Source organism: Comamonas trifloxystrobinivorans (genome assembly GCF_043359985.1).
GTDB classification, from domain to species: domain Bacteria; phylum Pseudomonadota; class Gammaproteobacteria; order Burkholderiales; family Burkholderiaceae_C; genus Comamonas; species Comamonas trifloxystrobinivorans.
In genome coordinates this window covers 22,912-42,305 of sequence record NZ_JBHZGV010000016.1, presented here as the reverse complement: position 1 = coordinate 42,305, position 19,394 = coordinate 22,912, and the positions used below count along the sequence as shown (strand labels likewise).

At 62.7% G+C, this 19,394-nt stretch carries 16 protein-coding genes and 1 tRNA gene; 8 read left to right on the top strand and 9 right to left on the bottom strand.

Annotated elements, in window-relative coordinates:
- Position 1 precedes the first annotated feature (1 nt).
- The 4 genes from ACFIQF_RS19145 to ACFIQF_RS19130 all read left to right on the top strand — a co-directional run bounded on the left by ACFIQF_RS19145 (position 2) and on the right by ACFIQF_RS19130 (position 3,252).
- Complete coding sequence (locus ACFIQF_RS19145) at positions 2 to 2,059, top strand: hypothetical protein (protein ID WP_393945241.1); 2,058 nt, start codon at positions 2 to 4, stop codon at positions 2,057 to 2,059.
- A complete protein-coding gene (locus ACFIQF_RS19140; RefSeq protein WP_393945240.1) occupies positions 2,059 to 2,481 on the top strand; it encodes a hypothetical protein in 423 nt (140 codons plus the stop codon). The genes ACFIQF_RS19145 and ACFIQF_RS19140 overlap by 1 nt, the downstream gene beginning before the upstream one ends.
- A 203-nt stretch (positions 2,482 to 2,684) precedes the next feature.
- Positions 2,685 to 3,089, top strand: coding sequence for a terminase small subunit (locus ACFIQF_RS19135; RefSeq protein WP_393945239.1), 405 nt, complete (start codon positions 2,685 to 2,687; stop codon positions 3,087 to 3,089).
- Between the two features lie 37 nt (positions 3,090 to 3,126).
- Positions 3,127 to 3,252, top strand: coding sequence for a hypothetical protein (locus tag ACFIQF_RS19130; protein ID WP_393945238.1), 126 nt, complete (start codon positions 3,127 to 3,129; stop codon positions 3,250 to 3,252).
- Here the strand turns inward: ACFIQF_RS19130 and ACFIQF_RS19125 are convergent.
- From ACFIQF_RS19125 to ACFIQF_RS19085, 9 genes are all read right to left on the bottom strand, one after another.
- A tRNA-Thr gene (locus ACFIQF_RS19125) sits at positions 3,236 to 3,311 on the bottom strand. The two genes, ACFIQF_RS19130 and ACFIQF_RS19125, sit on opposite strands and share 17 nt — an antisense overlap.
- Positions 3,312 to 3,364: 53 nt before the next feature.
- Entirely contained in the window at positions 3,365 to 4,372 is a 1,008-nt protein-coding gene (locus ACFIQF_RS19120; protein ID WP_393945237.1) for a class 1 fructose-bisphosphatase, read from the bottom strand.
- A 71-nt stretch (positions 4,373 to 4,443) separates the two neighbouring features.
- The gene (locus ACFIQF_RS19115) at positions 4,444 to 5,412 is read right to left on the bottom strand and encodes a tetratricopeptide repeat protein (protein WP_393945236.1); all 969 of its coding nucleotides are present in this window, start codon (positions 5,410 to 5,412) and stop codon (positions 4,444 to 4,446) included.
- 112 nt (positions 5,413 to 5,524) lie between these two features.
- Positions 5,525 to 8,263 (bottom strand): aminopeptidase N, encoded by a 2,739-nt coding sequence (gene pepN, locus ACFIQF_RS19110; RefSeq protein ID WP_393945235.1) that lies wholly within the window; start codon positions 8,261 to 8,263, stop codon positions 5,525 to 5,527.
- Positions 8,253 to 8,924, bottom strand: coding sequence for an HAD family hydrolase (locus tag ACFIQF_RS19105; RefSeq protein ID WP_393945234.1), 672 nt, complete (start codon positions 8,922 to 8,924; stop codon positions 8,253 to 8,255). The genes pepN and ACFIQF_RS19105 overlap by 11 nt, the downstream gene beginning before the upstream one ends.
- Before the next feature lie 107 nt (positions 8,925 to 9,031).
- A protein-coding gene (gene prfB, locus ACFIQF_RS19100; RefSeq protein ID WP_393945233.1) for a peptide chain release factor 2 occupies positions 9,032 to 10,136 on the bottom strand; the annotation gives its coding sequence in 2 pieces (ribosomal slippage) (positions 9,032 to 10,054 and positions 10,056 to 10,136; 1,104 coding nt in all).
- Between the two features lie 769 nt (positions 10,137 to 10,905).
- The gene (locus ACFIQF_RS19095; protein WP_393945232.1) at positions 10,906 to 11,565 is read right to left on the bottom strand and encodes an NUDIX hydrolase; all 660 of its coding nucleotides are present in this window, start codon (positions 11,563 to 11,565) and stop codon (positions 10,906 to 10,908) included.
- A 36-nt stretch (positions 11,566 to 11,601) separates the two neighbouring features.
- Positions 11,602 to 12,723: a globin domain-containing protein gene (locus ACFIQF_RS19090; RefSeq protein ID WP_393945231.1), complete on the bottom strand. Its 1,122-nt coding sequence runs from the start codon at positions 12,721 to 12,723 to the stop codon at positions 11,602 to 11,604.
- Between the two features lie 224 nt (positions 12,724 to 12,947).
- Positions 12,948 to 13,889, bottom strand: a complete 942-nt coding sequence (locus ACFIQF_RS19085) for an alpha/beta fold hydrolase (protein ID WP_393945230.1) — start codon at positions 13,887 to 13,889, stop codon at positions 12,948 to 12,950.
- Between the two features lie 229 nt (positions 13,890 to 14,118).
- On the opposite strand from ACFIQF_RS19085, the gene ACFIQF_RS19080 reads away from it, so the two are divergent.
- The 4 genes from ACFIQF_RS19080 (at position 14,119) to ACFIQF_RS19065 (ending at position 19,361) form a co-directional block, all read left to right on the top strand.
- The gene (locus ACFIQF_RS19080; protein ID WP_393945229.1) at positions 14,119 to 15,435 is read left to right on the top strand and encodes an ABC transporter substrate-binding protein; all 1,317 of its coding nucleotides are present in this window, start codon (positions 14,119 to 14,121) and stop codon (positions 15,433 to 15,435) included.
- A 57-nt stretch (positions 15,436 to 15,492) separates the two neighbouring features.
- A complete protein-coding gene (locus ACFIQF_RS19075; RefSeq protein ID WP_393945228.1) occupies positions 15,493 to 17,250 on the top strand; it encodes an ABC transporter permease in 1,758 nt (585 codons plus the stop codon).
- A gap of 18 nt (positions 17,251 to 17,268) precedes the next feature.
- On the top strand, positions 17,269 to 18,354 hold the full coding sequence (locus ACFIQF_RS19070) for an ABC transporter ATP-binding protein (RefSeq protein ID WP_393945297.1): 1,086 nt from the start codon (positions 17,269 to 17,271) through the stop codon (positions 18,352 to 18,354).
- A 128-nt stretch (positions 18,355 to 18,482) separates the two neighbouring features.
- Positions 18,483 to 19,361, top strand: coding sequence for a LysR family transcriptional regulator (locus ACFIQF_RS19065; protein ID WP_393945227.1), 879 nt, complete (start codon positions 18,483 to 18,485; stop codon positions 19,359 to 19,361).
- The last annotated feature ends 33 nt before the right edge of the window (positions 19,362 to 19,394 follow it).

Below are 19,394 nucleotides of genomic sequence, written 5' to 3'. Positions count from 1 at the left end.
CATGGCGCCAGCACCGCCCCAAAGCCTCGCGCAGATCGCAGCAGACTACACCAAGAGTGTGGGCCGGCAAGTGGGCCTCACTGCCCGTTACGGCATGGAGGGCTTGGGACAGGCGGCCGAGGTGGTGACCGAGCCAGTTCGCCACTGGCTGACCGATCCGCTGATGCGCGCCATGGGGGTGAATACGGAGGGTAGCAAGCCGCTGGGGCAGGCAATGACAGGGGTTGCTGACAGAGTAGGGCTGCCCAAGCCCGCCAATGAAACGGAGCGAGTGGTGGGCGATACCGCGCGTTTTATGGCCGGTGGCGCGGGCATGGCCGGGGCTGCTGGCAAGGTGGCGCAAGCAGCTGCCCCTGTGACGGCAGCGCTTCACAAGGCAAGCGGCCCCTTGCAGATGGCGTTTCAGGCCATGGCAGCCAACCCTGGTATGCAGATTGCTGGATCGGCTGGCGCTGGCATTGGCGCAGGCCTTGCGCGGGAGGCTGGAGGCGGTGAAGGGGCGCAGCTTGCGGCAGGGCTTGCAGGCGGGCTTGGTGTCAGCGGCCTGGTTCAGGCGGCACGCTCTGGCGTCCAATCGGCCAGCGTGTTGATCCCTATTCGAGCCAAGAGAGTGGAGCAACAGATTGAGCAAGCCATGGGCAACGCAGGGGTTAGCTGGCAGGAGGTGCCCGAAGGCATCCGCCAGGGAATGCGGGTCGAGGCCGAGAAAGCTTTACGCTCTGGCACCTCTCTCAATGCAGATGCGCTTGTGCGCCTGTTGGATTTCAAGCGGGTGGGCGCCACTCCAACGCGTGGCACGCTGAGTCTAGACCCTGTGCAAATCACCCGTGAGCAGAATTTGGCGCGCACTGGAGCCAATTCAAGCGACACAGGGCTGCAAGGCCTGGCGCGAGTGCAAAACGAGAACAATCGCACGCTGATTGACTCGCTCAACCGCCTGGGCGCCGCCAGTGCAGACGATGCAGTGAACACGGGTGAGCGTCTTATGGGTTCGCTGCAGCGTGGGCTAGATGCCGACAAGCTGGGCATTGACGCCTTGTATGCCCAAGCTCGTGATAGCGCCGGCCGCAGTGCTTCGCTGGACGGGCACGCGTTCACCACCCAGGCCAGCCAGCTGCTGGATGACAACCTGCTAGGCGGTGCTCTGCCGTCCAGCGTACAGACGCACCTGAACCGCATTGCCATGGGTGAGGTGCCGTTTAATGTGAACTATGCCGAGCAGCTCAAGACCGCTATCGGCAAGCTGCAACGCGCCAGCAGCGATGGCCAGCAACGCATGGCGCTGGGCATGGTTCGCCAAGCGCTGGACGATACACCGCTGATGGAGGCGGGGCGTGGCGGCGCTACAGCAGGTCGACCAGCTGCTGCAACTGCTGGCGCTGAACTTGGCGAGCAGGCTTTGGACGCATTCAACCGCGCCCGCTTGGCCAATCGCACCATGATGCAGCGTGTGGAGAGCATGCCTGGCCTGAAGGCTGTCTACGAGGGCAAAGCCACGCCCGATGACTTCGTGCAACGCTACGTGATCAGCACCAGTGCCAAGGCGCAAGATACCGGCCGCCTGGCCCAAGAGTTGCGCGCCAATGATCCGCAGTCGCTGGAGGCCGTGCGCAGCAGCATTGCCTTGCACCTCAAGCAAGCCGCAATAGGTGCAGCGGCCGACGAAACCGGGCGCTTTGGCGCCAGCGGTTACAACCGCGCCCTGCTGGCGCTGGGGGCCAAAAAGCTGTCGCAGTTCTTTGATAAGGACGAGATTGCCATGCTCAAGGCAGTGGGCAATGTGTCGCAGTACACCACAGTGCAGCCTGTTGGCTCTGCGGTGAATAACAGCAACTCGGGTGCGCTGTTGATGGGGCGGGGGTTGGACATGCTTGACCGTCTCTCTGCCAAGGTACCGCTTTTGGGCATTGGACAAACGGTTTCGGGTATCACCAAGGGCGTGCAGCAGCGCCAGGCGCAAAGCATTGCCAGCGTGTTGGCTCGCAAACCCGGGCCGGAGGCGCGCCGGCTGCCCGGTGCCACGTTTGGAACACTGATGGCAGGCACTGGGGAGAATTGATGCCCAAGGAAATCAAACCTATTACAAGCACACAGCGTATCTACGACGCCGTGTGCGAGCTCTATAACCTGGAGCAAGTGGCCACGCGCGAAACCGTGGCCGAACTCACCGGGCTCAAGCTGAGCATCGTAGATGACCGCTTGCGGGCGCTCGTTGATGACGATCAGCTCAAGCGCCTGCTGCGCGGGGTGTACGCACCCGTGGAGGTGCACCCGCCTTCGCGCGCGATGAGCAAGACGGTCCTGCCAGATGGCATTGTGAAGCTGGAGGTTGGCGACGAGGTCTTGACCCTGACGCCGCGCGAGGAGCGCACGTTGGCATTGCTTCTATCCGGCTCTGCTGTAGCTGCCATGAACATCGCCAGCGATATGCGACTGTCGGAGGCGCTCATGGAGGTGCAGCGCCGTCTTGGTGGGCGGTAGGTTCCGCGAGCAATATGCGCACGCGAGGCGCAGGCCGACAAGATGTAGGGTTTTGTTAGGTTTTTGTGCAGGGCGCGCGCAAGGAGCACAAGTTACCAAGGCCTCGGTTACCACGCCGGTTACCAAAGATGGAGCAATACGCACACGCAAAGAGAGTGGTATCCAAGGCGCTGGTATCCAGCCCGGTATCCACGAAATCCAAGATGGCTGAGCAGATCGGTTATCAGCTACTCCAGAAAACTCCAGTTCAGCTAGCCATTGCAGAGGCACGCAAGCAGCTGCAGGAGCGCACGCAGGTCACGGCTGACCGTGTGGTCATGGAGCTGGGCCTGATCGCCTTTGCTGATGCGCGCGAGCTGGCCGAGGTCAAGAGCAGCTGCTGCCGATGCTGCTGGGGTGAGGGCTTCAAGTTTCAGCGCACCGTGGGCGAATACACCCCCTCTACAAAGAACTGTGGTGGCCATCGAGCGCGGCGCCATGGCAGCCTGGCCGGTGTTCCACCTGTTCCACCAGGTGTTCCACCCTGTGGGGCACCGCAAACCCGCATGAATACTGGATGTTCCACCTGTTCCACCTGTACCACCGCAAAACCATCAATGTGTGGCTAGATGTATGAAATTTGGTCGCTTGGTGGGGGAGGGTGGAATGGACCGCCAAGAAACCTATTTGGCAGATTTGCCTACAGATTGCCTACAGGGCCGCACAAAAGAAAAACCCCACTATCGTTTTGATAGCGGGGTTTTCTTTATTTGCGTGGTGCCGGAGACATGAATCGAACACGCGACCTTCTCATTACGAATGAGCTGCTCTACCGACTGAGCTACACCGGCGTTAGAACGAAATTATAGCGTGAAATTTCGGCCTGAAAACGAAAATGGGGCAATCAGGCTTCTTGGTGGTATTTGGTGACGCGCTCGACTTCGTTTTTCGAGCCCAAGACCACGCTCACGCGCTCGTGCAGTTTGGTGGGCTGGAGGTCGAGGATGCGTTGGCGGCCGTTGGTGGCGGCGCCGCCGGCTTGCTCTACCAGCCAGCTCATGGGATTGGCTTCGTACATCAGGCGCAGCTTGCCGGGCTTGTTGGGTTCGCGCTTGTCCCAGGGGTACATGAAGATGCCGCCGCGGGTGAGGATGCGGTGCACGTCGGCCACCATGGAGGCGATCCAGCGCATGTTGAAGTCTTTGTTGCGCGGGCCTTCCACGCCGGCCAGGCATTCGTCCACATAGCGTTTCACAGGGGCGTCCCAGTGGCGCATGTTGCTCATGTTGATTGCGAATTCCTTGGTGTCTTCGGGGATGCGCACGTTTTCTTGCGTGAGCACGAAGGAGCCCATTTCGCGGTCGAGCGTGAACATGGCCACGCCGTCGCCAAAGGTGAGCACCAGCGTGGTTTGCGGGCCGTAGACGCAGTAGCCGGCGGCCACTTGCTGGGTGCCGGGTTGCAGAAAGTCTTCTTCGGTCACGCCGGGGTGGCCTTCGGGCTTTTTGAGCACGCTGAAGATGGTGCCGATGGAGACGTTGACGTCGATGTTGGACGAGCCGTCGAGCGGGTCGAACATCAGCAGGTATTCGCCTTGCGGGTAGCGGTTGGGCACCAGGTAGATGCTGTCCATTTCTTCCGAGGCCATGGCGGCCAGGTGGCCACCCCATTCGTTGGCTTCGATCAGCACTTCGTTGGCGATGATGTCCAGCTTTTTCTGCACTTCGCCTTGCACGTTTTCGCTGCCGGCGGTGCCCAGCACGTCGCCCAGCGCGCCTTTGTTGACGCTGTGGCTGATGCGCTTGCAGGCGCGGGCCACCACTTCGATCAGCAGGCGCAGTTGTGCGGGGATGAGGCCGTCAACGCGTTGCTGTTCAACAAGGTAGCGCGAGAGGCTGATTTTGCTTTTCATGGGTTTAACTCCTTAAAAACTGTTTTGAATCGGTTGGGGCTCAGAAGCGGCAGGCAGGGTGGCCGGGGCCGTCAGGGCGCTGAAGGTGTTTTGCGCGCTGTTGGCATGCGTGCCAGGTCAGCGCGCAGTTCTTTGGCGCGGGCCAGCTGTTCGCTGTGCTTCTGGGCTGTTGCATATTCTTCGTAGGCGGCCAGCCAGTGCTGGGCCTGCTGGCTTTGTTTTTGCTCGTGGGCCAAGACCATGAGCTGAAAGTAGCTGTCGTAGACGGTGGCCGAGTCGCCCGCTTTGTAGGCGATGTCCAGGCGCTGCTGCAGGTATTTGCCGGCTTGCTGAAAATCGCCCAGCTCATAGCAGTTTTGTGCCAGGTTGCTGAGCAGGCCGCGCAGGCGTTCGGGCATGCCCAGCGTTTGCAGGCGTTGTTGTGCAAAGGGCAGCAAGGTTTCGTTGGCTTGGCGTGCCTCGCGGTAGCGGCCTTGCTCGTGCAGCACGTAGCCCGCGTCTTCGTATACGCCCAGCATTTGCAGTTGCGTAGGGTAGTCGCGCGCCTGCGTTTCGTTGCCGCGCTTTTCCCAGCGCATTTCCAGCGGCAGGTTGCCCACTTGCCACAGCGGGTATTGTTTTTGGAAGGCCTGTATTTGCTCCAAGGCTTCTTCGTACTGCTGGCTGTCGGCCAACCAGCGAATGCTGGAGTAGCGCAGAAAGAAATGAGCGTAGGCCAGTTCCGGGTCGCTGGTTTGCGGGATGGTGGCGAGCGCTTTCGCCGTGGCTTTGGCTGCCGGGGCTGCCAAGTTGCGGCGGCCGTAGACGGTGGCTTGCGTGTAGTAGAACAAGAAGATTTCGCGCTTGCTGGCCCGGAGCTGCTGCAGGTAGGGCTCCAGCGTTTCCAGGTCAGCGCTCATGGCGCTGCCGCTGAAGCGGCCGCCTTCGGCAAATACCGTGGTGTACAGCGGTTGAAAACGCTTTTGAAAAGGGCTGCCCGGGCTGCTGGCCGCGTGGGCGGTGGAGCTGCTGGCTGTACCTGCGACAACTGCAGTGGCCAATATGCCAGTGCTTACGCCAGCACCAACAACGCTTGCGCCTGCGCCTGTAGCCAAGCTGGCCAAAGCAAACAGGCTTTGGCTCAGTTGGTGTTGGAGCAGGCGCTGGCCCATCTCAGTCGGCCAGTGCGCGCGTGATCACCTCGCGCACGTCGTTGCTCAGCTTGGGCTTGGCAGCTACCTTGGCGATGGCTTCGCCAGCGGCCGTGCGGTACGGTTCGGCCAGCTTTTTCCAGCGGTCCAGGGCGCGGGCCAGGCGAGCAGCAACCTGCGGGTTGAAGCTGTCGAGCGACATCACTTGCTCGGCCCAGAAGGCGTAGCCAGCACCGTCGGCGCGGTGGAAGCCGCCGGGGTTGCCGTTGCAGTAGCTGAAGATGACGCTGCGGGCGCGGTTGGGGTTTTTGATGTTGAAGTCGGGCAGCTTCATGAGCTGGCGCACGGCGGGCAGGGCGTTGCCGTCCACATCGGGCGCGCCCGCTTGCAGGGCGAACCACTTGTCCATCACCAGCTCGTCGTGCTGGAACATGGCGTGGAAGCTCTTGATGGCGGCCTCGGCCAGCGGGCTGCCGCTCACCACCAGGGCGCTCAGCGCGTTGTAGCGGTCGGTCATGTTGCCGGCGTCTTTGTAGCGCTGCAGGGTTTTGCCCGGCCACACTTTGTCGCCCGATTGGCGGGCAGCCACGCACAGCATCAACAGTGCATGGCCGGCCAGGGCGCGCTTGCCGGCGCTCTCAGCGTCCGGCACATAGGCGCCGGTGTTGCTGCATTGCTCGTAAGCCCAGGCCCAGTCGGCAGCCAGGTCGTTGGCCAGTTGGGCGCGCATGGCTTCGCGCACCTGGTGCACGATTTGCGGGTCTACGCTTTCCAGCTGTTCGGTGATGTAGGCCTCAGAAGGCAGCGTCAGCGCCAGGTCTTTGAAGGCGGCGTCCAGCTGCGGGTCGCGCAGCACGGCGCGCATGGCTTCCACGTAGGCGGGCGGCAGGATGTTGGCGTTGAGCTGGTCGCTGGCGCCGGTGCCGTTGGCACGCGCTGCCACGTTTTGCAGTGCAATGCGCAGGCCCAGGCGCTGGCTGGCTTCCCAGCGGTTGAAGGCGTCTTCGTCGTGGGCCAGCAGGTGGCGCAGGGCTTCGTCGCTGTAGTCCATTTCCAGCACCACGGGGGCGCTGAAGTTGCGCAGCAGCGAAGGCGTGGGCTCTTGCGCAACGCCTTCAAACACAATGGTTTGCTCGGGCTGTGTGAGCACCACGGTGTGGCTGGTGGCGCTGTTGGCAAAGCTGGAGAGGCCTTCTACAGCGCGGATGTTGATGGCCAGTTGGCTGCCATCGGCACCCACCAAACCGAGTGTGACGGGGATGACGAACGGCTCTTTGCTGGGCTGGCCGGTGGTGGCCGGGCAGCTTTGCGAGAGCGTCAAGGTGTAGGTTTGCGCGGCGGCATCGTAGGCACCGCTGGCGGCCACGCGGGGCGTGCCCGATTGGCTGTACCAGCGCTTGAACTGGGGCAGGTGCTGCGCCAGTGGCGAGCCGGGGTTGGCGTCGGCAATGGCTTGGGCGAAGTCGTCGCAGGTGACGGCCTGGCCGTCAAAGCGCTCAAAGTACAGCTTCATGCCCTTGGCAAAGCCTTCGCGGCCCACCAGCGATGCCTGCATGCGCACCACTTCTGCACCTTTTTCGTAGATGGTGACGGTGTAGAAGTTGTTGATCTCTTGGTAGCTGTCGGGGCGCACCGGGTGGGCCATGGGGCCGGCGTCTTCGGGGAACTGTACGGTGCGCAGCACGCGCACGTCGTCAATGCGTTTGACGGCGCGGGCCGAGGCGCTGCCGGCCATGTCCATGGAAAACTCCTGGTCGCGGAAGACAGTGAGGCCTTCTTTGAGCGAGAGCTGGAACCAGTCGCGGCAGGTGACGCGGTCGCCCGTCCAGTTGTGGAAGTATTCGTGGCCTACCACCGATTCGATGTTGGCGTAATCGGCATCGGTGGCCGTAGCCTGGCTCGCCAACACGTATTTGGTGTTGAAGATGTTCAGGCCCTTGTTTTCCATGGCGCCCATGTTGAAGTCGCTGGTGGCGACGATCATGAAGCGTTCCAGATCGAGGCTCAGGCCAAAACGGGCTTCGTCCCAAGCGATGGATGCCATGAGCGAGTTCATGGCGTGTTCGGTTTTCTCCAGATCGCCGGGGCGCACGTAGACTTGCAGCAGGTGGTCGTTGCCAGCGCGGCTTTTGATTTTTTGCTCGCGCGCCACCAGCTTGCCGGCCACCAGGGCGAACAGGTAGCTGGGCTTTTTGTGCGGGTCAACCCACTTGGCAAAGTGGCGGCCTTCGTTGCCCGTGCCTTGCAAATCGCCTTGCTCGACCAGGTTGCCGTTGGACAGCAGCACCGGGAACTGGGCCTTGTTGGCGCGCAGCGTCACGGTGTACATGGACATCACATCGGGGCGGTCCAGGAAGTAGGTGATGCGGCGGAAGCCTTCTGCCTCGCACTGCGTGAAGAACGAGCCGTTGCTGGTGTACAGGCCCATCAGCTTGGTGTTTTTCTCGGGCACGCAGGTGGTGAAGATTTCCAAATCCACCGGTTCGCTGCCTTCGGGCAGGTTTTCCAGCACCAGGTCGGAGCCGTCCATCTTGAACGAGGTGCCGGCGCCGTTGACCAGCACACGGGCCAGGTTGAGCTCGTCGCCGTTGAGGTGCAGGGGCTGGGCGGGCACGTCGGGGTTGCGGCGCACGCGCATTTTGTTCAGGACGCGGGTTTTGGCCGGGTCCAGGTCGAATGTCAGGTCGACCGTGTCAATCCACCATGCCGGTGCCTGGTAGTCGGCGCGGTACACGGTATGTGCTTGTCCTTCACGCATCATGGAGGTTCTCCAGAAATTGCTTGTTCAGCAGGGTCGAAAAATCGGGCGCCCATGCCAATACATGGGGGCCGCTCAGGTCTTGGGCGTTGTGCGTGGTGCCAATGCCTACGGCGCGCATGCCGGCGCGGCGCGCGGCTTCTATGCCGTGGGGCGCATCTTCAAACACCACGCAGGCCGCCGGCTCCACATTCAGGCGCTCGGCGGCTTTCAAAAAGATGTCCGGGTGGGGCTTGCCGGGCAAGCCCTCGTCGCCGCGTGCAATGGCTTGCGCCGGTGGTTGCATGTGCAGGTTACCCAGCACGAAGTTGACGTTGTCCTGGTCGCCAGCGGTGCCGATGGCCACTTTCAGGCCCATCTCGCGGGCCTGCGCCTGAAAGCGCTCAAAGCCGCTGACTGCGCTGAAGTTGGCGGCAAACAGCTCGCGGTAGATGCCTTCCTTCTCGGCGGTGATGCGCTCGGATTCTTCGGCGCTGACGGTGCGGCCCATCAGTGCGCAGGCGCATTCAAAGGCGTTTTTGCCCGTGGTCTGCACCATGAAGGCGGGCACGTCGAGCTGCATGCTGTGGCGACGAGCGTATTCCACCCAGGCCTGGCTGTGCCAGGGCATGGAGTCGACCATGGTTCCGTCCATGTCAAAGATCAGCGCTTCGATGGGAGGCATTGCTAGCGGTGGTTTTTGCTGGCACCCCGCACGGGGCCGGGCGCCAAGTATCTATATACAGAGTGTCAAAAGCCAGGGCAGCTTTTAGGCTGCCCTGGCGCTGACGATTACACGCCTTGCTTGAGCGAGGCTTCGATGAAGACGTCGAGATCGCCGTCCAGCACTTTTTGCGTGGCCGAGACTTCGACGTTGGTACGCAAGTCCTTGATACGGCTGTTGTCCAGCACGTAGCTGCGGATCTGGTGGCCCCAGCCCACATCGGTCTTGGTGTCTTCGAGCTTTTGCTGCTCTTCCATGCGCTTGCGCATTTCAAAGTCGTACAAACGCGAGCGCAGACGCTGCCAAGCCACATCGCGGTTGCTGTGCTGCGAACGGCCGTCTTGGCACTGCACCACGATACCGGTGGGGATGTGGGTCAGGCGCACGGCGGAGTCGGTCTTGTTGATGTGCTGGCCACCAGCGCCCGAGGCGCGGTAGGTGTCGGTACGCACATCGGAGGGGTTGATGTTGATCTCGATAGAGTCATCAATCTCCGGGTAGACGAACAGCGACGAGAAGCTGGTGTGGCGGCCGCCCGAGCTGTCGAAAGGGCTTTTGCGCACCAGGCGGTGCACACCGGTTTCGGTGCGCAGCAGGCCGTAGGCGTATTCGCCCTCGACGTGGATGGTGGCGCTCTTGATGCCGGCCACGTCGCCAGGGGTTTCTTCGTCGACCGTGGCCTTGAAGCCCTTGCGCTCAGCGTACTTGAGGTACTGGCGCAGCAGCATGCCGGCCCAGTCGCAAGCCTCGGTGCCACCGGCGCCGGCCTGGATGTCGATGTAGCAGTTGAGCGGGTCAGCCTCTTGGCTGAACATGCGGCGGAACTCCAGCTCTTCGATCAGCGGGCTGAGTTTGGCGACTTCGGCTTCGATGGTTTCGAGCCCGGCTTCATCGCCTTCTTCCTTGCTCATCTCGAACAGCTCGGCGTTGTCGGCCAGCTCGGACGTGAGCTTTTGCAGGGTGAGGACCACCGAGTCGAGCGACTTTTTTTCCTTGCCCAGTTCTTGGGCTTTTTTAGGGTCGTTCCAGACGTTGGGGTCTTCCAGCGATGCGTTTACCGTGCGCAGGCGCTCGTATTTGGCATCGTAGTCAAAGATACCTCCGAAGCTCTTGTGTCCGGTTGGACAGGTCTTCGAGGGTGTTGTCGATCTGGTTGATGCGTTCTGCTTCCATGTTCTTTGTATCCTGTTTGCTGGCAATCAAGCCCGCTATTGTCTCACGCCGCTGGCGGGGGGGCGATTGTGGTGCTTTTGCTTACAGATAATGGTTGAATGGGCAACAAATGCTGCTGTGGTACGGGTGGGGTGCTATCAATTTATTTGCCTTTCCAGGCAATAGGGGTTGAGAATTGGGGTTTGTGCTTGCAGCGACTGGCTGGCGCCCAGACTGTTTATATAGCTGGCGCTGCCGGGTTTTGTTGGCTGCGGCTGGCTGGCGCTGGTTGCGGGCGCGTTGCGGCGAGCGGTTGCTTCCCTGGCGGGGAGGTCTGCGCTTTGCGCAGATGCCGGGGAGACTGATTTTTAACTGGCGTTGCGCTGTTCTGCTTGCCGCAGTTGGCCGGGACTCGCCCCGGCAGGCGACCTCCCTTTTTGCACAGCCAAAAAGGGAGGCGAAAAATCTGCCCCACATCCAGCGTCCCCGAAAGCTTCGCGTAGCGAATCTTTCGGGGCTACCTGCGCTCGAAGCAAACACCGGCGTGCGGCGAAACTCGCTGCGAGCCAAGGCTCTCCGCTCAAGCAGCCGCCGCAAGTCAGTTCACGAAGTTTGGCTGTCCTGCGGCAGCCAAACCGCCGCCGTTTACTCCGATCGCAGGCGCTGGCTGAAAGGGGTGGAGGAACATCCTCAACAGCCAACAGCCAACAGCCAACAGCCAACAGCCAACAGCCAACAGCCTGCAAGAGTTGTGCTGGTGGATGGCCGTGCGCGTTGGCTGCGTTGCTATTCAGCGCCAAGCAAAGGTGGGTTGGTCGAAATGCGCCACACGCGTGGCTTGGCCCAGCAGGCAAAGTTCGCGGAACTGGTAGAGGAAGGCGGCGGTGGGGGCGGCCACCCAGCTGTCGCCCAAAGGCATGCGCAAAACGGGGTGGGGCGAATGGGCGTTGGCGTCCAGCAAGGGCGCATCGCTGCGCAGCAACTCGGCCAGTGCAATGCGGTGGATGCTGGCTACTTCGTCCGGGTTGGGTTGCAGCTGGCGCACCGGGCCGGCCCACACCACTACAGGCGTGATGACGAAACCTGAGCGGGTGGCGTAGTCGTCCAGGCAGCCCAATACCTGGGTGGCAGGCAGCTGCAAGCCAATTTCCTCTTGCACTTCGCGCAGCGCAGCTTCGGTGGGGCTTTCGCCGGGTTCGATGCGGCCGCCGGGTAGCGCCCATTGGCCGGCATGGTTGCGCAAATGCAGGGCGCGGCGTGTCAGCAGCAGGGCGGCTTCGTCGCTCCAGCTACTTGGTGCGGGCATGGCAGGCAAATCGGCGCCCAGGGCTTGGTCGGTCAGTACCAGGGCTACGGCAGCCCGAGCTTGCTCAGCCGCCGCCAAGCGCTGCACGGCAAAGCTTTGCAAGGCGTGTTGAATGCGGGCTTGGAGGGCGGAGGAGAGTTGCATGGCGCGGGATTGATGGTTCGCGCCATTCTAGTGAGCCTAGGCCAGGGCGGGCGCGCAATCGGGACAGCTGATGGCCCCGGTGCGGCGGTGGTAGAGCACTTCCACGCCTTTGTCTACTTCGTTGTGGCAGTGGTCGCAGAGGCTGCCTTCGGACAGCACTTCGCGGGCAAAGCCTTCGTTCGATACTTCCACGCCGCGCTCCAGCCGCGGCCAGACGGTGCTTTTGACCATGTCGGGGCGGAAGTACTCTTCAAACTGGCTCCAGCGGGCGATCTGTTCGTCACTCAGGCCGTGTTCGCGCTGGGTTTGCTCCATCAGCGCCTGGCGCAGGTCGAACAGCTCGTGGGTGATGATCATCCAGTGGTGGGCGTTGCGCGGGCGGTCGCCAAAGTAAATTTTCTTGCCCGTCATGGCTTGCCACAGGAACGAGTATTGCTTGTCTATCACGCGCTGCATGGTGACGCCGCGGAAAAACGGCGCCAGTTGCGCGTTGGCGTAGACCTTGGGGTAAAAATCTTCCAACACCGCACGCACGGTGGCGCCATTGCCCAGCTCTTGCCACAGCGCCGCATCGGTGGCGGGCATGGGCAGCTCTTGGGCGGGCGCGCCGTCAAACGGGCCGCGTACTTCAAACACCAGGCCAAACTCCGCATCGGGCCCGAACATGGCGGGCAGGGGCTCGTCAGCGCTGGCTCGCAGCTCGCCGTGCATCACCATGTCGATGGCCGGGTCGGAGGTGATCTCGATCACCGGCTCACTGCCGTTGGCCGTTACCACGCGCAGCAATTGGCCTGTACGGTAACGCAGCTTGGATTGGGGCTCGAACAGCAGCCGCACTTTGCCTTGCGCGTGGCCGCTGGTGTCGCACAGGGTGCAGATGGTCACCAGGTCTTGCGGCTGCGGCGGGCGCAGCACCATGTCGCTGCTGATCTGGCACTGGCAGGGCAGAAAGTAGCCCAGCCGTGTGAGGTGGGCGGGCAGGTGGCGCTGGGCGCGCTCTGGCAGTTTGCCGGCCGTGCACTGCAGCATGCAGGTGTGGCAAGAGCCGCCTTTGCAGGAAAAAGCCACCGGAGCGCCCACGCGCAGCAATGCATCGAGCACGGTTTCGTTGGCCTGGGCGGCAATCGACTGGCCTTCAAACTCCAGCTGGTGTGACATGGAGGGAACCCCTTTGCATGGTTGAAAGGGGGCGATAGTAGTGAGGGAATGTTACGCTGACCAGTGGGTAAGTTTTGAGTCAGCTGGTCGTTGCGCATGTCACTGATTTGCATCAATTGCATGGCAGTTTTTTGTGATCAATTTCGATTGATTTACGGGTGCGGTTTTTGCTACTTATTGATGTACTGAAAGAAGATATTGCTATCAATAAATGAGTGAGTGACTCAACACCCGAGGAAACCCTCAATCAACGCGGCCAGCGCCTGCGGCTGGTCGTGGTGCAGCATGTGGCCGGCCTCGGGCAGGTCGGCCAGGCGCACATTGCGCACCTGTTGCAGGCGCTGCAAAAACTCGGCCTGCGTGTATTTGCCTTGCCAGAAACCGGCCATCGTGTCGGGTTCGGCCTTCACCATGAGCGTGGGGCAGGCAATGGCGGCGTAGCTGGCCAGCATTTCGTCGGCGCGAAAGAGCTGCGCGCTGATCACCTTGTGCGCGTCGTCGCCCAGCACGTGCCATTGGCCGTCTGCAGCGGGCGCGGCCCAATGCTGGGCCAGCCACAGCGCTTTGTCGGCCGGCAGGCGCGGGTTGTTCTTTTGCAGGCGCGCGGCCACGGCGGCGGCGCTGGGGTAGGGCTTCATGCCAACTTGGCCGTTGCGCAGCTCGCGTATCTCGTCCAGCCAGCGCGCGGTGCGCTGCGGCGCTTGTGCAGGTTGCGTGGCGGGCATGCCAAAGCCTTCCAGGTTCACCAAACGGCGCACCCGCGCAGGCCGGGCTGCGGCATACAGCATCACCACATTGCCGCCCATGCTGTGGCCGAGCAGGTCGACCGGTGCGTCCGGGCTGATCCAGTCGATCAGGGCATCAAGATCGCCCAGGTAATCGACAAAGGGAAAGTGGTCCGGCTCGGGCTCGCGCCGGCTGGCGCCAAAGCCGCGCCAATCGGGCGCAATGATGGTGCGGCCAGCGGCAAAGTTGGGGCTGAACTGGTCCACCACAAATTGGAAAGAGGCGCCCACATCCATCCAGCCATGGCACAGCACCAGCGGCGGCTGGGCGCGGCCCGTGCCCCATTGCAGCACGTGGTAAGGGTGGTGGCGAATGCTCAGTTGCTGCTCGGCAGCCTGGCGTTGCGGCTGGTAGGCGGGGGCGGATTGCGGTGTGCTCATGGCTGGCAAGCATGCCACAGGCGCTGTGTTTGCTGCAGTTGCACAAGCCGCCGGGGTGACTGTCTTGGGCTCGTTTGCTGCGCTGCACCAAGGTCTGCGGGATTACCCGACGCAGCTTGGTGGTGATGCCGCGCATCAGAAAACATGATTGGCCGCTCTTGCCAGTGCTGCTTACATTGGGGAGGCTGAGCACTGCCTTTGCCTCACTACAACATCAGGAGACAACACCATGCAAAAGAAATACTTGGCCCTGGCCATTGCGGCCGGCATTTGGGGCGCTGCGGCGCAGGCGGGCACGGTGACCGTGCTCACTTCCTTCCCCAAGGAGCTGACCAGCGCTTACCAAAAGGCTTTCGAGGCGGCCAACCCCGGTACCAAGGTGGAGATTCTGAACAAGAACACCACCGCCTCGGTGGCCTATGTGCGCGAGCTGCCCGAAGGCCAGCGCCCCGATGTGATGTGGGCCAGCGCGCCTGATGCTTTCGAGGTGCTGGCGCGCAACAAGCTGCTGCAGACCGCGCCCGAGACGGTGAACAAGAACGCGCCAGCCAAGATCGGCAACTACCCGCTCAACGATCCGCAAGGCCTGTACTACGGCCAGGCGCTGGCCGGCTACGGCATGATGTGGAACACCCGCTACCTCAAGGCGCACAAGCTCAATGCGCCCAAAGAGTGGGTGGACCTGACCAAGCCCGAATACTTTGGCCATGTGGCGATTTCTTCGCCTTCGCGCTCGGGCACCACGCAGTTGACAGTAGAGACCATCTTGCAAGGCGAAGGCTGGGAAAAAGGCTGGAACCAGCTGCTGCGCATGATGGGCAATGCCGCCGCCGTGACCGACCGCAGCTTTGCCGTGCCCGATGGCGTGAACAACGGCCAGTACGGCATCGGCATCGTGATCGACTTTTTTGGCCTAGCCGGCAAGTACTCGGGTTTTCCGGTGGATTTTGCCTACCCGGCGATGACGGCCGTGGTGCCGGCCAATATTGCGCTGATTGCGGGCGCCAAGAACGCCGACGAGGCCAAGAAGTTCATGGCTTTCACCATGTCGGCGGCGGGCCAGCAGTTGCTGTTCGATCCCAAGATCAGCCGCCTGCCGATCTTGCCGTACGACCAGCTCAAGGCGCCGGCCGGCTACCCGGTGCCGCAAGAGGTGGCCAAGCGCGCCAAGGTGCAGTTTGATTCGAACCTGTCCGAATCGCGCTATGCGGTGGTCATCAGCCTGTTCGACCAGATGGTGACTTTCCGCCTGAAAGAGCTGCAGGCAGCCACCAAGGCCATCCAGCAGGCCGAGGCCGCGCTGGCCGCCAAGCCCAGCGCCAAGGGCAAGGAGCTGTTGGAGCAAGCCAAATCGCTGGCGTATACGCCGCTGGTGGGTGAGGCCAATGTCAAAGACGAGCAGTTTCTGGAGCTGTTCCGCAAGAGCCGCCGCGATGTGGCCGTGGCCAAGGAGCTGACCGGCATGGAGCAGATCTGGGCCAACAAGGCCAAGGCCAATTACGACAAGGCTCTGCAGCTGGCCAACGAAGCCAAGAGCGCCAAGTAACCCTCTGGACCAGCGCCTGGCAGCGGCCGCCGCGCCGCTGCGGGCGAGGAGCATTGCATGACTGCACCTACTACAGCGCAGGTGGCCACCCTGGGCCCGGCCAGCCGCAGCAGCGGGCTGGCCGGCGTGGGCTGGGGGCCTTGGCTGGCTTTCATCCTGATCGGCCTGTTTTTGCTGGCTTTTCTCATCATCCCGGTGGGGCTGGTGGTTTACACCGCCTTTGTTACCGACACCGGCAGCCTGACCCTGGGCCACTTTGGCAATTTCTTTGCCCAGACGGTGTTCCGCGAGTCGTTCATCAACAGCTTGCTGGTGTCGCTGGCGAGCGTGTTTTTTGCCAGCGTGATTGCGGTGCCACTGGCGTATTTGACGGTGCGCTTCGAGTTTCGCGGCGCGCTGCTGATCCAGACGCTGGGCGTGCTGCCGCTGATCATGCCGCCGTTTGTGGGCGCGGTGGCGCTGCAGCTGATTTTTGGCCGCAGCGGCTCGGTGAATCTGTTGCTCGACGACTGGTTCGGCTTTGGCATTCCGCTGATGGAAGGCCTGGTGGGCGTGGTGTTTGTCGAGAGCATCCACTACTTTCCGTTCATCTTGCTGAACCTGGTGGCGGCCATGCGCAACATCGATGGTGCCATGGAAGAATCCGCGCTCAACCTGGGTTCGCGCGGTTTCCGCCTGTTCCGCCGGGTGATTTTCCCGCTGGCCATGCCCGGCTATTTGGCGGGCGCAGCGCTGGTGTTTGTGAAGGTGTTTGACGATCTGGGCACGCCGCTGGTGATGGGCGTCACCAATATGCTGGCGCCGCAGGCCTATCTGCGCATTACCTCGGTGGGGCTGGACGATCCGCTGGGCTACGTCATCAGCGTGATCATGATCGTGTTCTCCATCATGGCGCTGTGGATGTCGGCCCGCATGATGAAGGGCAAAGACTACGCCACCTTGCAAAAAGGCGGCAGCTCGCTGCAAAAGCGCCGGCTCTCGCTGTGGGAGGCCGTGCTGGCCTACGGCTGGATCGTGCTGGTGTTGCTGGTGGTGCTGGCGCCGCACCTGGGCATTTTGCTGATGTCGTTCGCCAAGGTGTGGAGCTTCTCGGTGCTGCCCGACAGCTATACGCTGGAGCACTACCAGACCGTGTTCAGCGACTCGGGCAACATGATCGCCAACACCTTGCTCTACTGCCTGATGGCGGCCGGGCTGGACGTGGTCATTGGCACCGCCATCGCCTACCTGATCTTGCGCACCCAGTTGCCGGCGCGCCAGTGGCTCGATTACCTGGCCTCGGTGGCGCTGGCCATTCCCGGCCTGGTGCTGGCGATTGGCTATCTGCGCATGTTCAAGGGCGTGAACCTGCCTTTCAGCGACACGCCGGTGGTGGCCACTTGGGTGCTGATCATGCTGGCCTACGCGGTGCGCCGCCTGCCTTATGCGCTGCGCAGCTGCATGGCCGCATTGCAGCAGGTGCATGTGTCGCTGGAAGAAGCGGCGCAAAGCCTGGGTGCCAGCCGCTTTTCGGTGATCCGCCGCGTGATGGTGCCGCTGATGATGGGCGGCATGCTGGCCGGCTTTGTCACCAGCTTTATCACCGCTGCGGTGGAGCTGTCGGCCACCATCATGCTGGTGTCCAAAGAAAGCCAGGCGCCCATGAGCTACGGCATCTACCTCTACATGCAAAGCATTGCCGGGCGCGGGCCGGGCGCGGCGCTGGGCGTGCTGGCGGTGGTGGTCGTCGGCCTGGGTACGTATTTGTCGCACCGCTTTGTGGAGCGCTCGCGCGCCACCGTGCAATCCACCGCAGCCAAGACTGCAGAACACTGAGGAGCCATGGCCATGCATTTGAACCCTGTATCGCTGGAATGCCGCCACATCAGCCTGAGCTACGGCAGCAACGAAGTGCTCAAGGACGTGAACCTGAAGATCGAGCCGGGCGAGTTCTTTGCGCTGCTCGGGCCTTCGGGCTCGGGCAAATCCACCTTGCTGCGCCTGATTGCCGGCTTCAACCGTCACCAGCGCGGCGAGCTGCTGGTGGGCGGGCAAGACATCACCAGCGTGCCCCCGCATGCGCGCAACATCGGCATGGTGTTCCAGAACTACGCGCTCTGGCCGCACATGACGGTGTTTGACAACGTGGCTTTTGGCCTGGTGGAAAGGCGCGAGAGCCGCGACACCATCAAGCGCAAAGTGGGTGAGGTGCTGGAGCTGGTAGGCCTGCAAGCCTTCGCGCAACGCCGGCCCGGCCAGCTCTCGGGCGGCCAGCAGCAGCGCGTGGCCCTGGCGCGCACGGTGGTGATCGAGCCCAAGTTGCTGCTGCTGGACGAGCCGCTGTCCAACCTGGACAAGCAGCTGCGCGTGCAGATGCGCGAGGAGCTGAAAAACCTGCAGCGCAAGCTGGGGCTGACCACCATCTTCGTCACCCACGACCAGGAAGAAGCCATGACCACCGCCGACCGCATGGCCGTGCTGGACAAAGGCATCTTGCAGCAAGTGGGCTCGGCCACCGGCCTGTACGACTACCCGGCCAACCGCTTTGTGGCCGGCTTTGTCGGCACCGCCAATGTGCTGGCCGGCGAGATCAGCCAGCTCAGCGGCAACAGCCTGCAGTTCTCGGTGCCGGGGCTGGGCGTGCTGCAGCTGCCCCGGCCGGCGCAAGCGCCTGCGGCTGGGCCGGCGGCTTTGTCTTTCCGCCCGCACCAGGTGCAGATTGCAGTGCGCGACGACGCGGGCGACGCCTCGCGCGTCTGGCTCGATGGCTTGGTGGAAAGCGCCGAGTTTCTGGGCGAGTTCTCGCGCTACCGCGTGCGCGTGGGCGAGGTAGCTGTGGTGGCCGACCAGCCGCACTATGCCGGCATTGCCATGCTGCCCACGGGTACAGCGGTTCGCCTGGGCATTGAGCCCACGCAGATTCGCTATCTGGACGCTTGAAGCCGGCGCTCGCTGGGCGTTGGCCCAGGCAAACTCCCGCAGGCATTGTGTGCAAAGCCTCTAGGGAGTTCCCTAGGCCGTCGCCTGTGCGCGGTGTTGCCACGTCCACTCTGGGCTAGGCTTGCGCCATGGAGATGTACCAACTGCGCGCCTATGTGACCGCTGCCACCTTGGGCAGCGTCACGCGCACGGCCGAAACCTTGCACCTGACGCAGCCGGCTATCACCGCCCAAATCAAAGCGCTCGAAGAAGAGCTGGGCGTAGCGCTGTTCGACCGCCGGCCCGGCCGCATCAGCCTCACCAAGGCGGGCGAAGAGCTGCTGCCGCAAGCGCAGCAAGTGCTGGCTGCGGCGGCGCAGCTGCAGGGCAATGCCAAACAGTTGCAGGGCCAGGTAACCGGGCAATTGCTCATCGGCACCGTGACCGACCCGGATTCGCTACGCCTGGGCGCACTGCTACGCGGGCTGATGGCGGCTTTGCCGCTGCTGGAGATCAAAACCCGCCACGGCTGGGCGCAAGAGCTGTACGAGCAAGTGCGCACAGGCGGTGTGGATGCGGCTTTCTACATAGGCAGCCACATGCCGCGCGATCTGGCGGCCCAGCATTTGCAAACGCTGCACTACCGCATAGTCGCGCCGCAGGCCATGCAAGCGCGCATATTGCAAGCGGGTTGGCGCGATTTGGCGCAACTGCCGTGGATTGGCGCGCCAGCCGCTCACCACCTGCATGGTTTGCTGCACAACCTGTTTGCGCGCCAAGGCCTGCAGCCCAACCAGGTGATCGAAAACGACAGCGCCACCGCACCCGAGAGCCTGGTGCGTGCCGGCCTGGGCCTGGCGCTGCTGCGCGAGGAGCGCGCCTTGGCGGGTGCCGAGCAGGGTGATCTGGCCATCTGGCCGCATGTGCGCGTGGCCGCGCAGCTGGGTTTTGTCTACGCGCCAGACAAAGAGCACGACCCGGCGCTGGTAGCCACCTTGCAGCAACTGCGGCAGGTCTGGGGCTTGTAGAGGCCGAGTTTTCACCCAAAAAAAGTTCGCTCT

What these genes read in the sequence shown, in the direction of transcription:
- ACFIQF_RS19145 (WP_393945241.1), top strand. Translation starts at nt 2, where the DNA reads ATGGCGCCAGCACCGCCCCAAAGCCTCGCGCAGATCGCAGCAGACTAC.
- ACFIQF_RS19140 (WP_393945240.1), top strand. Translation starts at nt 2,059, where the DNA reads ATGCCCAAGGAAATCAAACCTATTACAAGCACACAGCGTATCTACGAC.
- ACFIQF_RS19135 (WP_393945239.1), top strand. Translation starts at nt 2,685, where the DNA reads ATGGCTGAGCAGATCGGTTATCAGCTACTCCAGAAAACTCCAGTTCAG.
- ACFIQF_RS19130 (WP_393945238.1), top strand. Translation starts at nt 3,127, where the DNA reads ATGGACCGCCAAGAAACCTATTTGGCAGATTTGCCTACAGATTGCCTA.
- ACFIQF_RS19120 (WP_393945237.1), bottom strand. Translation starts at nt 4,372, where the DNA reads ATGAAAAGCAAAATCAGCCTCTCGCGCTACCTTGTTGAACAGCAACGC.
- pepN (WP_393945235.1), bottom strand. Translation starts at nt 8,263, where the DNA reads ATGATGCGTGAAGGACAAGCACATACCGTGTACCGCGCCGACTACCAG.
- ACFIQF_RS19105 (WP_393945234.1), bottom strand. Translation starts at nt 8,924, where the DNA reads ATGCCTCCCATCGAAGCGCTGATCTTTGACATGGACGGAACCATGGTC.
- ACFIQF_RS19095 (WP_393945232.1), bottom strand. Translation starts at nt 11,565, where the DNA reads ATGCAACTCTCCTCCGCCCTCCAAGCCCGCATTCAACACGCCTTGCAA.
- ACFIQF_RS19090 (WP_393945231.1), bottom strand. Translation starts at nt 12,723, where the DNA reads ATGTCACACCAGCTGGAGTTTGAAGGCCAGTCGATTGCCGCCCAGGCC.
- ACFIQF_RS19085 (WP_393945230.1), bottom strand. Translation starts at nt 13,889, where the DNA reads ATGAGCACACCGCAATCCGCCCCCGCCTACCAGCCGCAACGCCAGGCT.
- ACFIQF_RS19080 (WP_393945229.1), top strand. Translation starts at nt 14,119, where the DNA reads ATGCAAAAGAAATACTTGGCCCTGGCCATTGCGGCCGGCATTTGGGGC.
- ACFIQF_RS19075 (WP_393945228.1), top strand. Translation starts at nt 15,493, where the DNA reads ATGACTGCACCTACTACAGCGCAGGTGGCCACCCTGGGCCCGGCCAGC.
- ACFIQF_RS19065 (WP_393945227.1), top strand. Translation starts at nt 18,483, where the DNA reads ATGGAGATGTACCAACTGCGCGCCTATGTGACCGCTGCCACCTTGGGC.